This window comes from Synechococcus sp. MIT S1220, assembly GCF_047303025.1.
GTDB lineage: Bacteria > Cyanobacteriota > Cyanobacteriia > PCC-6307 > Cyanobiaceae > Parasynechococcus.
Map to the genome: position 1 here is coordinate 3,289,606 of NZ_CP138939.1, position 11,935 is coordinate 3,301,540.

At 58.2% G+C, this 11,935-nt stretch carries 18 protein-coding genes; 13 read left to right on the forward strand and 5 right to left on the reverse strand.

Going from position 1 to position 11,935, the window contains the following annotated elements:
* Positions 1 to 17: 17 nt before the first annotated feature.
* On the reverse strand, positions 18 to 440 hold the full coding sequence (locus SIB64_RS16740; RefSeq protein ID WP_413441307.1) for a ribbon-helix-helix domain-containing protein: 423 nt from the start codon (positions 438 to 440) through the stop codon (positions 18 to 20).
* A 118-nt stretch (positions 441 to 558) separates the two neighbouring features.
* Between SIB64_RS16740 and SIB64_RS16745 the strand changes: the two genes are divergently transcribed.
* On the forward strand, positions 559 to 915 hold the full coding sequence (locus SIB64_RS16745; protein WP_413443082.1) for a hypothetical protein: 357 nt from the start codon (positions 559 to 561) through the stop codon (positions 913 to 915).
* A gap of 49 nt (positions 916 to 964) precedes the next feature.
* The gene (locus SIB64_RS16750; RefSeq protein WP_413443083.1) at positions 965 to 1,198 is read left to right on the forward strand and encodes a hypothetical protein; all 234 of its coding nucleotides are present in this window, start codon (positions 965 to 967) and stop codon (positions 1,196 to 1,198) included.
* A 22-nt stretch (positions 1,199 to 1,220) separates the two neighbouring features.
* Here SIB64_RS16750 and SIB64_RS16755 read toward each other — a convergent pair whose 3' ends face one another.
* Entirely contained in the window at positions 1,221 to 1,514 is a 294-nt protein-coding gene (locus SIB64_RS16755; protein ID WP_413443092.1) for a hypothetical protein, read from the reverse strand.
* Between SIB64_RS16755 and SIB64_RS16760 the strand changes: the two genes are divergently transcribed.
* Together SIB64_RS16760 and SIB64_RS16765 are read left to right on the forward strand one after the other, a co-directional pair.
* Positions 1,489 to 3,213: an ATP-binding cassette domain-containing protein gene (locus SIB64_RS16760; RefSeq protein WP_413441308.1), complete on the forward strand. Its 1,725-nt coding sequence runs from the start codon at positions 1,489 to 1,491 to the stop codon at positions 3,211 to 3,213. The two genes, SIB64_RS16755 and SIB64_RS16760, sit on opposite strands and share 26 nt — an antisense overlap.
* A gap of 118 nt (positions 3,214 to 3,331) precedes the next feature.
* The gene (locus SIB64_RS16765) at positions 3,332 to 3,505 is read left to right on the forward strand and encodes a hypothetical protein (protein ID WP_413441309.1); all 174 of its coding nucleotides are present in this window, start codon (positions 3,332 to 3,334) and stop codon (positions 3,503 to 3,505) included.
* Between the two features lie 14 nt (positions 3,506 to 3,519).
* Here SIB64_RS16765 and SIB64_RS16770 read toward each other — a convergent pair whose 3' ends face one another.
* The gene (locus SIB64_RS16770; protein ID WP_413443084.1) at positions 3,520 to 4,581 is read right to left on the reverse strand and encodes a trypsin-like peptidase domain-containing protein; all 1,062 of its coding nucleotides are present in this window, start codon (positions 4,579 to 4,581) and stop codon (positions 3,520 to 3,522) included.
* Between the two features lie 232 nt (positions 4,582 to 4,813).
* Here SIB64_RS16770 and SIB64_RS16775 point away from each other — a divergent pair, with 232 nt between their 5' ends.
* The 9 genes from SIB64_RS16775 to SIB64_RS16815 all read left to right on the forward strand — a co-directional run bounded on the left by SIB64_RS16775 (position 4,814) and on the right by SIB64_RS16815 (position 10,578).
* Complete coding sequence (locus SIB64_RS16775) at positions 4,814 to 5,095, forward strand: DUF2973 domain-containing protein (protein WP_413443085.1); 282 nt, start codon at positions 4,814 to 4,816, stop codon at positions 5,093 to 5,095.
* Between the two features lie 59 nt (positions 5,096 to 5,154).
* Entirely contained in the window at positions 5,155 to 5,538 is a 384-nt protein-coding gene (locus SIB64_RS16780) for a hypothetical protein (protein ID WP_413441310.1), read from the forward strand.
* 65 nt (positions 5,539 to 5,603) lie between these two features.
* Positions 5,604 to 5,732 (forward strand): hypothetical protein, encoded by a 129-nt coding sequence (locus SIB64_RS16785; RefSeq protein WP_413441311.1) that lies wholly within the window; start codon positions 5,604 to 5,606, stop codon positions 5,730 to 5,732.
* Between the two features lie 14 nt (positions 5,733 to 5,746).
* Positions 5,747 to 8,284: an ATP-dependent helicase HrpB gene (hrpB, locus tag SIB64_RS16790; protein WP_413441312.1), complete on the forward strand. Its 2,538-nt coding sequence runs from the start codon at positions 5,747 to 5,749 to the stop codon at positions 8,282 to 8,284.
* A 90-nt stretch (positions 8,285 to 8,374) separates the two neighbouring features.
* A complete protein-coding gene (locus tag SIB64_RS16795; RefSeq protein ID WP_413441313.1) occupies positions 8,375 to 8,521 on the forward strand; it encodes a chlorophyll a/b-binding protein in 147 nt (48 codons plus the stop codon).
* A gap of 82 nt (positions 8,522 to 8,603) precedes the next feature.
* A complete protein-coding gene (locus SIB64_RS16800) occupies positions 8,604 to 8,810 on the forward strand; it encodes a hypothetical protein (RefSeq protein WP_413441314.1) in 207 nt (68 codons plus the stop codon).
* Positions 8,800 to 9,963, forward strand: coding sequence for an exodeoxyribonuclease VII large subunit (gene xseA, locus SIB64_RS16805; RefSeq protein WP_413441315.1), 1,164 nt, complete (start codon positions 8,800 to 8,802; stop codon positions 9,961 to 9,963). Before SIB64_RS16800 ends, xseA begins: the two co-directional genes overlap by 11 nt.
* Entirely contained in the window at positions 9,960 to 10,226 is a 267-nt protein-coding gene (gene xseB, locus SIB64_RS16810) for an exodeoxyribonuclease VII small subunit (protein ID WP_413441316.1), read from the forward strand. Before xseA ends, xseB begins: the two co-directional genes overlap by 4 nt.
* Positions 10,219 to 10,578 carry a DUF2834 domain-containing protein gene (locus SIB64_RS16815; RefSeq protein ID WP_413441317.1) on the forward strand — a complete coding sequence of 120 codons (360 nt, stop codon included), beginning with the start codon at positions 10,219 to 10,221 and terminating at the stop codon, positions 10,576 to 10,578. Before xseB ends, SIB64_RS16815 begins: the two co-directional genes overlap by 8 nt.
* Here the strand turns inward: SIB64_RS16815 and SIB64_RS16820 are convergent.
* Together SIB64_RS16820 and SIB64_RS16825 are read right to left on the reverse strand one after the other, a co-directional pair.
* Positions 10,554 to 10,931: a hypothetical protein gene (locus SIB64_RS16820; protein ID WP_413441318.1), complete on the reverse strand. Its 378-nt coding sequence runs from the start codon at positions 10,929 to 10,931 to the stop codon at positions 10,554 to 10,556. The genes SIB64_RS16815 and SIB64_RS16820 overlap by 25 nt on opposite strands.
* A gap of 85 nt (positions 10,932 to 11,016) precedes the next feature.
* On the reverse strand, positions 11,017 to 11,895 hold the full coding sequence (locus SIB64_RS16825) for a YhjD/YihY/BrkB family envelope integrity protein (RefSeq protein ID WP_413441319.1): 879 nt from the start codon (positions 11,893 to 11,895) through the stop codon (positions 11,017 to 11,019).
* Between the last annotated feature and the right edge of the window lie 40 nt (positions 11,896 to 11,935).

Sequence of the window (11,935 nt, forward strand, 5' to 3'; positions counted from 1 at the left end):
AGCCGCGATGGAGCGATCTATGAATCAGGTCGCTGCAACCGCAACCGTCTTGGTGCTCCCCTCAGGCGCCGCGGGGGTTGATTTTCAAGCGCACGCAGGCGCTCTTCATTCGTGATCCCAGCGGATTGGGACGCTTGGGGCGATCCACCACCAGCCTGAGGAGACGTTGCTGGGATTGGCGCCGGGCCGGACATTGCAGCCGGTGACGTCGCGGGAGAGAGCTCAGCCGGATGCGATGCAACTGCTGGTGACTGGCCTGATTGCTGGTTCTGCTCATGGCGCTGCACGCCCTGCTGGATCAGCACGCGCGCCATGTTGCTGACCGTTCTGGATTCCTGCTCGGCCAGTGTCGCAAGTCGCGCGCACAGGTCCTCGGGCAGGACCACTTGAATCCTGGGTGATTTCGGCTTGCCGCTGGATGAGGTCTGTCGGGTGGGCACCCTCGTGCTCCAGTGGTGAGCTGAGCTACTCCAAAGTATAGAGGGGTGGTCAAGGATAGTATCCAAGACTATGCTGATGGCACCGATCCCACTCGGACGGTCCTCCTCGGAGTGCTTCATGCCTCAATCCGCCTCCCCGAGAACGCCCCGTCGTTCCGAGCGCAGCAGTTCCGAGCGCAGTCGCTCGACGACAGGTAGCGCTGCCCCAAAAAGCTCGTCCACGAACCGTCAACGCCGGCGACGTCGCAGTTCTGAAAACAGCGATGTTCTGGTCTCAGCTGTCGTCAGCACATACTTGCTGACCCACTTACACCATGTTCTGCAGCGGGCTGAATACGGCGCTGTACAAGAAGGTCGCCAGACTCAGGCCGCCAACTACGCCCAGTTGCGCAAGGTGCTTTGTATGGATGCCCGGAGCATGGAAGACGCCTCAGCCTTAGGTCGGGGCGATGACGACATCGAGCTCGCCGCCTGATGCGGCCCTAGGCCATGGTGAATACGTTGCAGTCAGAGACTGGACAACGATGGGATCCAACAACGCCGCCGAGCTCTACGAACGGATCCAAAGCAACCCAGAGCAGACGCAGTCTCTCTTTAGGCAAGCCCTACAAGACCCTGCCGGCGCGATGCGATCGATCTGCGCCCTTGGCGATGCGCTCGGCCTGCCCGTCAAGCCTGAAGAAGTGAAGGCCCATCTGGCGAGCCTGAACGATGCTGACACCCAGCAATGGCTCATCAAGGCTCGAGGTGGGCTTTAGGCGCGGTCTCTGCGTGCAGTTTTCAAACGTGGGCTTTCGGGCCTGTCCAACCGGCAGGCTCAATCGCCGTCGCCTGGGGACGCTCCTGTTGTCTTTGTTCATACCCTCCGCCACCGGCCCAACTGAAAAACAGCAGATAACTGACGATGGCCAGGCCAGCTGCCACAACCAATGCGGCTAGCTGCTCGAGTTTCAGCATCGCTGGTGCAAAGCGGTCTCCTCTCCAGTCTGCCGACGACTGGACCCTTGAACCCTTGGTAGGGATGATGGTTGCCCAATGCCCTGCACCGGTGCTGCGACTCGAAAACGTCAGCAAGATTTATCCCACCGGAGAAGTGCTGCGCGACATCACCTGGGAGGTGAAACCGGGCGACAGGATCGGTTTGGTGGGGGTGAATGGTGCAGGCAAATCCACGCAACTGCGTCTGATCGCTGGGCATGAGGAGCCCTCCAGCGGCCAGGTGGTGCGCCAGGGTGAGCCGCGAATCGCCTATCTGCAGCAGGAATTTGATGTCGATCCGGAGCGAACGGTCCGCGAGGAACTCTTCCAGGCCTTCGGTGAAGCTGCCACGGTTCTCAATCTCCAGAAGGAGGTTGAGCTCGCGATGGCCTCCCCGCGGGCTGCTGAAGATCCCGACTATCTCGACGATCTGATTCAGGAGCTCGGCAAGCTGCAAAGCCGCTTCGAGGCTCTGCATGGCTATGAACTCGACGCAAGGATCGACAAGCTGCTTCCCACCATCGGATTTGATCCAGAGTCCGCCGAACGTCAGGTGAAGGACTATTCAGGCGGCTGGCAGATGCGAATCGCGCTTGGCAAAATCCTTCTTCAGGAGCCCGATCTGCTGCTGCTGGACGAGCCCACGAACCACCTCGATGTGGAGACCATCCAGTGGCTGGAGGCATACCTCAACAAACAAACCGCTGCTCTTGTGGTCATCAGCCATGACCGCACTTTCCTCGATCGCGTGTGCACCCAGATCGTGGCCACCGAGCGCGGTGTCTCACGCTGCTACCTCGGGAATTACACGGACCACCTCGAACAGAAACACCTCGAACAGGAGGCCACCCAGGCCGCTTTTGACCGCCAGCAGAAGGACATCGCCAGCCAGCAGGCCTACATCGATCGATTTCGTGCTAGCGCCACCCGCAGCACGCAGGCGAAAAGCCGTGAAAAGCTGCTTGAGAAAGTCGAACGCGTGGAAGCTCCGCTGGACACCGTTTCAGGCCCCAGCTTCCGCTTTCCTCCTGCACCCCGGTCAGGAGCTCAGGTCGCCTTGATCGAGGAGCTCACCCACAGCTATGGGGACAAAATCCTGTTTCTGGGTGCAGAACTTGAGGTTGAACGGGGCGATCGAATCGCCTTCGTTGGCCCCAACGGCGCTGGCAAGTCAACCTTGCTCCGCTTGATCATGGGCCTTGAAGCGCCTGATGACGGCGCAGCCCGGCTTGGAGAGCACAACGTTCTGGCCGGTTACTTCGAACAGAACCAGGCCGAAGCCCTCGATCTCAGCAAAACCGTGATCGACACGATGTTTGAAGCGGTGCCCGACTGGACCCAGACCCAGGTGCGCTCGATGTTGGGAAGCTTCTGCTTCAGCAACGAGAGCGTTTTCAAGCCGGTCAGCAAAATCAGCGGCGGTGAAAAAGCGCGTCTTGCACTCGCCCTGATGCTCCTGAGCCCCTGCAACCTCCTGCTTCTCGACGAACCGACGAACCACCTCGACATTCCGGCCAAACAGATGCTGGAGGATGCCCTGCGCGACTACGAAGGAGCAGCGCTGCTTGTTTCACATGACAGATATTTCATTTCAAGGGTTGCCAATCAGATCGTGGAATTACGTGATGGAGAACTGGTTCGTTACCGAGGTGATTACACCTATTACCTGAGCAAAAAACAAGAAGAGCGTCTTGCGGCCGAACAGAAACAACTGGAGCTTGAGAGGGAAGCCAAGCGCAAAGCCAACAAACAGAAGCAGAAGGAGCGGCAGAACAAGCGCAAAAACGTTGCTTGACCTAGGCATTGATGCCGTCGCCGTGCAGAAACTTCACAGCGACTTAGGCAGGAAAACTCATTTCTCTTTACCCGATCTTTCGATGTGCATAGGCTGACAAAACCGATGCAAAACAGGTATGGCAAGGGCTCCACATCATGGTTCCAGTCAAGGTTCAGGCGGTGGTTCAGACCAGCACGAGCAGACCTGGGACGCTGTGGAGACCTACTTCGAATGCATCACCACCTGCTCGCTTGACGACGGCGAATGCATCACTCGCTGCGTCGATCAGTTGAGGGATTCAGAAGCCTGAGGTCGACCAATGTCTTACCCGTTCTGAAGAGTGGAGATATCGACTGGGGTCAGGGAAAGATTGCGGGTTTCACCGGCTCTGCGGATCGTCATCTGAACAGTCCGACCAACCCCCGCCCTGTCGATTGCACTCACCACTGCCGCAGGATCTGCCATCCTGCGGCCATCAATCGCCACGATCACGTCATTGATCTGCAGCCCTGCTCTGGCGGCCGGTCCACCCTGCTGAATTGAACGGATCACAGCCCCCTGAGGAGCCGTTGATCCCGGGTTCGGGGCTGGCACACCCGAGAGACCAATCCCAATCATGGGATGACTGGCACGACCGGTCTCGACGAGCTGTTTCGCAATCACCCTGGCGCGATTGATCGGGATCGCAAAGCCAAGACCGGCCCCCGGTCCGGATCGCACCAACGTGTTGATGCCGATCACTTCGCCATCAGTATTGAGCAACGGTCCTCCGGAGTTGCCCGGGTTAATGGCCGCATCCGTCTGAATGAGATCAAGACGTTTTCCGGAAATGCCGAGCTGGGACACATTGCGATTCAGATTGCTGACAATTCCCAGCGTGACCGTGCTTTCCAGGCCAAAAGGGTTTCCTACGGCGATCGCCCAGTCACCAACCTTCAGCTGATCGGAATCACCCATTGGTGCCGTCGGCCAAGGCCCCTTTCCGTCCAGACGAACCACCGCCAGATCAGTGAGGCTGTCCTTCCCCACAACACGGCCAGGCACACGCCGGCCGTCAGCAAGGCCCACGGTGAGCTGATCGGCATTTTCCACCACGTGTGCATTGGTCAGCAGGAGGCCTTCAGCTGCGAAGAGAACACCACTGCCCTGGCCCCGCTGCACCCTGGACTGAGGGGCACCACCCCCGGAGAGCCCGAAGAATTGGCGGAACATCGGGTCCCTAAGCAAGGCCTGCGGCACTCCGGACATGGAGGGAGATGACACCGTTCTTGCCGTCTCCAAGGTCACAACAGCAGCTCCGCTCCGCTCCACCGCATTGGCAACAAAGGACTGGCGAGATAGAGATGCCGCCGCTGGATGGGCAGAGGCGCTGCGGAATGAAGGCATCAGCTGGTGGGAGACACCCCCAACAGCAAGCAGGCCGGCAGCAAGACATCCACCCAGAGCGGTCTGGCGCAGAGGGTTGAACATCGGCATCACGAGGTTGATTCCACTGGTTGTCTGGACGCTACGCAAATTGGTCAGTCGCGACGATGAGGAAAGCGGTCAGATCTGTGACTGAGTGCAACCGAGCCGCTGATTGGCAATGATGATTGTGTCGGAGCCAGACCGGCCAACCATGCTCAGTTCCCTCTTCCCCCTGTTGTACGGAGCCGTCTTTGTGGCGCTGCTCTGGCAAGCCTTTCGCGTCATGAGCAAGGGTTTCCGTGCTGCTAGCGGACCCTTGAACGATGAACGGGCCAACGGCGATGACGATCGCACCGGCCGAATCACGGTGCACCCTGAACTCCTGGATCAGGACGGGCGCCTCACAGACGAGGACTTGCTCACGGTTCGCTTCAGCAATGGTGATGAAAGCCCCGATGGGCCACCGGGGGATTCGGAACCGGGCACTGAATAAGTTAGTGATTGTTGCCCTATCGAGGCACACTTCAAGGAACTGATACGAGGGTCGACCCAGTGGATCAGAGAACGCGCATCGTTGCTGCGGTGCTCAAGGGGCTGAAATTGCCACCTCGATTTCGACTCAGGCTCCTCAAGGAGGACCCAGTTCGACTCGAGCTCAGCCTGACCCCTGCCTATGGCAAGGATCCCGTCCAAGTTGGTTTGGTCGAATCCCTCGACCTTGTCGCCCGCCGCGACCGGGAAGGCCGGATCCCGCGCGATCTGCAGGGGACCTGGGATTGGACGGTGCGGCACGGACAAGTGAGCACCGGTGGCTGGAACCCTTACCTCAAGGAAGCGCTGCAGACGATGTTCGAGACCGGTCTTCCCGCCATCGTTTTCGAGGAGCTAACAGGTGAGGAATACCACCCTGTTGACGGCACGCGACACGTGCGCTGAGGGCTGATGTGAAGGCGTGCAAATGACTACAGCGCCACTCGAAGAGGCCGGTCTAAAACAAACCCATGTCGGCCTTTAAGAAACTCTTCATGGCCAGTCTCTCGATTTCCCTCGGACCACTTGTCCAGTTGCTGGCTGCAATCGGAGCGATCAGCAGTCTGTTGTTGCTTGGACTGCTCAACATCGTGCCCTGAACGATCCTGCGGGATTGACCACGTTTCCCATCGACAGGCTGTTACCCCAGCTCTGCCGTCAGCTCCAGCCAGGTTCCATTGCTCTGCTCCAGGCCCCCCCTGGCGCGGGTAAGACGACGCGAGTTCCATTGGCTCTGATCGGAGCCCTGGGACCCATGGGTTCAACACAGGCGATCAAGGGTCGGATTCTCATGGTGGAGCCCAGGCGCTTAGCCGTACGTGCTGCTGCAAGCCGCCTCGCTGAAACCCTTCAGGAGGAGGTTGGACACCGCATCGGTTTCTCGATTCGCGGCGAGAAACGGCGGTCGACATCCACCCAAGTGGAAGTGTTGACCGATGGTTTGTTCCTGCGCCGCCTGCAGGCGGATCCCTCGCTGCCGGGTGTGGATTGCATCCTCTTTGACGAATTTCACGAACGACGGCGGGATGCCGATCTGGCGATCGCCATGCTGCGGGAAGCCCTGCCACTGCTAAGACCCGATCTAGCGCTGCTGCTGATGTCGGCGACCCTTGACCTCACGGATCTGAAACAGCGCTTACCGGAAGCACGGGTTCTCGAAAGCGAAGGTCGCTCCTTTCCAGTCGAGACCTTGTATCAAACACCGCGGCATCAGGAAAGCCTCCCGCTGCAGGTGTTGCGAGCCATCGAATCCCATGGGCTTGAACTGCCACATGGCAGTGGAATCATGGTGTTTCTGCCAGGCCTGGCAGAGATCAACCGCTGCAGGCTGGTTCTCGAGCGGACCCACTCCATGCGCCATTGGTCGGTTCAGCCCTTGCATGGGCAGATGCCCCTTGAACAACAACGGCACGCACTATGCAGTTGTGACAACCGATTTGACGGCCAAGTCATCCTGGCGAGCGCCATTGCAGAAAGCTCGGTCACCCTGGAGGGCGTCCGCCTCGTGATCGACAGCGGGCTGAGCCGTCAACTGCGCTACGACCCCAACACCGGCATGGAGGGGCTCGAAACGGTCCTGTCCAGCCTGGCCAGCGCTGATCAACGTCGCGGGCGCGCTGGGCGACAGGGACCGGGGGTCTGTATCCGTCTCTGGTCGTCGGGGCAGCAGCAACAGCGGCCAACCTTCAGCCCTCCCGAACTGCAGCTGAGTGATCCGCAACCGGTGGTCCTGGAACTGGCCACATGGGGTGCAGGGCTCGGAGAAGACCTCCCATGGCTGGATCCCCCACCCAATTCCTCACTGCTGGAGGGACGCAAACAACTCCAGAGCCTGAACGCGCTTGCGCCGGACGGTCGCCTGAGTGCCCATGGACGTCAGCTGGGGCAACTGGGGGTGCATCCACGGCTGGGATCAATGATGTTGATGGCCCAGCGCCAAGGCTGTGCAGGTCTCGGCTGCGACCTGGCCGCCTTGCTCAGCGACCGGGATCCGCTCAGCAACGCCGACGTGGGCTGCGACCTGGCCGCCAGGCTGACGGCACTTAAGGCCCAGAAACAGTTGGCGCCTCTTCGTGAGCTCAGTCGTCAGCTGCAACGGCAGCTGACGCGTTTGGAGCCTTCACCAGCCGGACCGCACGACCAGAGCCGGATGACCACGGCCAGGACAACTGCAGTGGATCTCATCCTGTGTGCTTTCCCCGAATGGCTTGCGATGAAGCGCCCAGGAAGCCCCGGCCGTTTCCAGCTTCGCCAGGGGCGCGGGGCCCGACTCCACGACAGCGACCCTCTCGCTGCTGCAGATGCGCTGGCCGTCGCACGCTTGGACATGGGCACAAGGGAAACTCGCATCCAACTCGCTCTGGCACTCGACGGCAATCAGCTGGTGGATCTGGCCGAAAGGGAGGGATCCTGGGACGACAACCTGCACTGGGATCCCTCCAACCATCGGATCAAGGCGGAGCGCACTCTGCGCCTCGGCGCCCTCATCCTGCGCCGGGCCCCCCAACCTGCGCCTGCACCGAAGCGTTGCAGGGACCTGTTGATCCAGGTGCTTGAAGAGAACGGCGATCTCACAGCCCTCCCCTGGACCGAAGCTTCAATACAACTGCAGCGCCGCCTCGATTTTGCCCATCGACGGATCGGCACTCCATGGCCTCAGCGGGATCTAAAACACCTGCACAGGACGGCACGGACCTGGCTCGGGGACTACCTGGAGGACTGCCTGGGCTGGAGGGATCTGGAGAGCTCCACCCTCGAGGAAGCGCTCTGGAGCGGCATGGCGTGGGAGCAGAGACAACAGCTCAAACAGCTTCTACCAACGCATCTGTCCATCCCAAGCGGTCGTTCTGCTGTCCTGCGGTATGAGATGGACGACCAGGTTGTTTTGGCTGTCAAACTTCAGGAGATGTTCGGATCCACAGACGGTCCGACCGTACTGAACGGTGCTTGGCCCGTCACGTTGGAGCTCCTCTCCCCAGCTGGGCGCCCCCTGCAGAGAACCGAAGATCTCGCTGGCTTCTGGAGCGGTAGCTACGCCGAGGTTCGACGCGAGATGCGGGGGCGCTACCCGAAGCATCCCTGGCCGGAAAACCCTCGCGAGGCCATCGCAACGGCAGCCACCAAGCGTCGCCTTGGACGCGGCAGCGCTTAGAAAGGAGGAGAGGTGCGGGTCTCCGTAAACACAAGCAACAAATCTCCATTCTTTGTTACATTTCCTGAAACCAATCACCCGTCCATCCTCATGTCTGACAGCACCCAAGCCCGTTTCGGATTCGTCAACTTCGCTGAAACCTGGAATGGCCGCCTCGCCATGCTCGGTTTCGTCATCGGCCTCGGCACCGAACTGCTGACTGGCCAGGGAATCCTGACTCAGATCGGTCTGGGCTGAATTCTTCGCTCAATTCGATCGACCCCGCCAATTGCAGGTGGGGTTTTTTATTGCGTTAACGCAGCTCACGTGATCCGTCAGAGTGGTTGCTCAACGATGGAATTCACCGCCCTTGGCACCGCTCTACGTTCGCAACCGACGCGATGGTTCCAGGTTGCTGAGCAGTGCCCTGGTGATCTTCACCATCGCAGCCACCCAGCTCCACACATCCTGGGGATGTGGATCGGCCGCGGTTAGCGCTCTGGTCTGCATCTACTGGGGATTCGCCTATCGCCGTCTTGAGCGCTGACCCAATCCCGACTTATTCGGTCTCCGAACTGAATGTTGCCATCGGCAGCCTTCTCGAAAGGGGGTTTGCTCCGAGGTTCATTGTGGAAGCCACCGTTTCGCGTCCTCAGCAGAAGAAGGGCCACCTCTGGCTCACCCTGACTGACCAAGAGGCCAGCATCTCAGCAGTGGTCTGGGCGTCAAAACTCAAGCAACTGAGCCACCGCCCCGCTGACGGTGATGGGGTAACGGTGATCGGCAAGCTCAATTTCTGGGCAGCACGCGCCAGCTTGAACGTTCAGGTCATTGACATCAGACCAAGCCTGACGACCGTGATGCGTCAGTTCGAACGTGTCCGAAATCGTCTGATGGAAGACCGCGTCATCGATGAGCTGAGAAGACGACCGCTGCCGCAGACACCAGCCGTGGTTGCCATTCTCACAAGTGTTCCCAGCTCGGCCCTTGCCGATATGTTGCGAACAGCCAAGGAACGTTGGCCACAAACGAAACTGCTCGTCATCCCAATTCCTGTTCAAGGACTTGTTGCGCCCCAGATTCGGGCGACGCTGCAGACCCTTGCAGACCAGCACAAAGAGATGACACTTGACGCACTTGTGCTGGCCAGGGGAGGCGGGAGTCGGGAAGATCTGGCGGTTTTTGATGATGAAGACCTCTGCCGTGATTTGGCCAGATTTCCGAAGCCGGTTATCACCGGCCTTGGTCATGAAGACGACCTGACCGTCGCTGATCTGGTCGCGGACCACAGAGCAGCAACACCGACAGCAGCGATTGTCGCCCTGCTTCCGGACCGAGGGGAGGCCAGACGCGCGCTTCAGCAACGACGACAGCGTCTGCATGAACAATACAAATGGTGTTTGATGCGCTGTCGACAGCAACTTGAGGACAGACGCCGACAGTGGGGTCATTTGACTCCCTCAGCCAGGCTGGAACGACTTAACCGAGAACTGACTCAACGACGTCGCTTGCTAGAGGCCCTGTCACCTCAACGTTGGTTGAAGCGTGGTTTGGCACTGGTCAGTGATCCTGACGGTCAGTCGATTACCGACACTTCGCGTGTGAAATCTGGTGATTCGCTCAACATTGAATTAAGCGATGGCCGATTAGATGTGCGCGTCGAACGCATTCATCCCTCGTCATCCACGATGGCCTCATGACCAACCACCCACTCACTGAACAGATCGAAATCTGGCGAGAGGAAGCAGAGGTTCTGACCTATGAAGAATCGCTAGTGGCCTTGGATCTCCTTCTCACTGAACTCCAGAACGACAGTGTTCCGATGGCAGAACTGCAGCGCCACCACCTGCATGGACAGATTTATCTCGAACATTGCGAGGCTCTTTTGAACACCATGGAGGCCAATGTGATTCAGCTGGATCCAGAGACACTCACTCCGATAGGAGATCAAACGAATGCGTAAAACACTTCCTTGGATCTATCTACTGATCGCAATCGCTGGTGCCATCTCTCCATGGCAGGCCAATCTTGACTTCATTGCCGAAAGCACCTCTTCGGGATTTGAACTGCAGCGTTTCATCTCTGAGGCAACATCAACAGCGGCGGGACGTTCGTTATCTGCTGACTTATTAGTCGGCGCAACTGCGGTGAGTATCTGGATCTGTGTGGAAGGAACACAGCAGAAGATCCGTGGATGGTGGGTTGCAATTCTCTTGAGCGTCGCGGTTGCTTTCGCCTGCGGAGCGCCATTCTTTCTTTTCTTGCGGGAGAGAGCTCTGCAGGCACGCGCTCAGGCATCAGACCCTGCATCTTGAGCCATGACATCAATTGTGGCTTCACTGGCAGGAACACCTTGATCTGCTTTCTGTGCGGAAGCCACCCAAGGGTTGGCGGCAGTGGTACCAGCTTCATTGGTATCAAGTGGACTTCCGCAGACAGCACAACGATCCACTCCCCCGAAACTGGCTGCGCCACAGGCCGGACATGTTGTTAATCGCGATTGGAGGATTTTCCAGCCAATCCAGCCCAAGCCTCCCAACAGAACGGGCAAAGCAAGCACTACCAGAGCAACACCACCGACAAGATTGATGAGGACGCGTCCGGCAGGCGTCGGAAGCAACAACAACAAAACCAGTGCCGACCAGAGCAGGACGGGGAAACGGTTCATAGGCATCAATGTTTTCTAAACCGTAGACGGGATCACGCAGACGTCAGGCCCGAGTGATCATTCATCATCGATCTCGGAACCCCGATCAAGCCTTAGCTAAAGCCTGTTCTCCTTTGACTTGGCGACGAAGCGATGCACCGACGAGCTCCACACTCAAACATTCCCCATAGTAAAAAACGACACCGATCAGCCAAACCCAGAGTGTGAGAACAAGAACTCCACCAATCACGCCATAGGCCTGAAAACGATTGCCCAGAGAAACAATACTTAAGCCAAGGACCAAGTTCAACAGAGACAAGGCCAAACCAATCAACAATGAGCCTGGAATCAAAGGCCTTAATGGAATTTTACGACTGGATAATACACGCTGAAGAGCCAACGCCAACAGTGACAACCAAAGCGCAGGAAGAACAATTGAGCCCAGAAAAAAAATGTGTCGATTATCAATAATCCGCCCCAGCAAGGGAATCAATCCTTGAACACTCTCCAAGAGATCCTGTGGCAATTTACCGAGCCCGGTAATAATCTGTTCCATCACAACCAACGTCGCAACAGCCAAGACCACAAGAAACGCCTGCAAACGATTGCGCAAGAACTCAAGAACTTGTCCACGAACATTCGCCTGAGAGCAATCAGGGGGAAGTAGAGAGTCCCAAAGGCGATCTGCACCACGCTGCAAGGTGAGATATAGATTGCTGGCTGTTAACACCAAAACAACAACGCCTAGCAAGCCAGCCCCAAACCCCTGCCTTACCAACCCAATCAGGGTGGACTGAACCAGATCACCAACAGAGGGTGGCAACAATGGCAAAATTGCACTCAAAACCTCATCAACGCCGTTCGTGTTTCCAAAAACCGTTGCCGCGACAGCAAGCGCTATCAGTAACAATGGAAAAATTGACTGCAAGGCGTAGTAAGCAAATGCCGCACTGAAGTCAACACAATCCGATTGCGACCAACGCAATCCTGCCCTCCAAAGGTAGAGGAGCGCCGGACGAAATTTG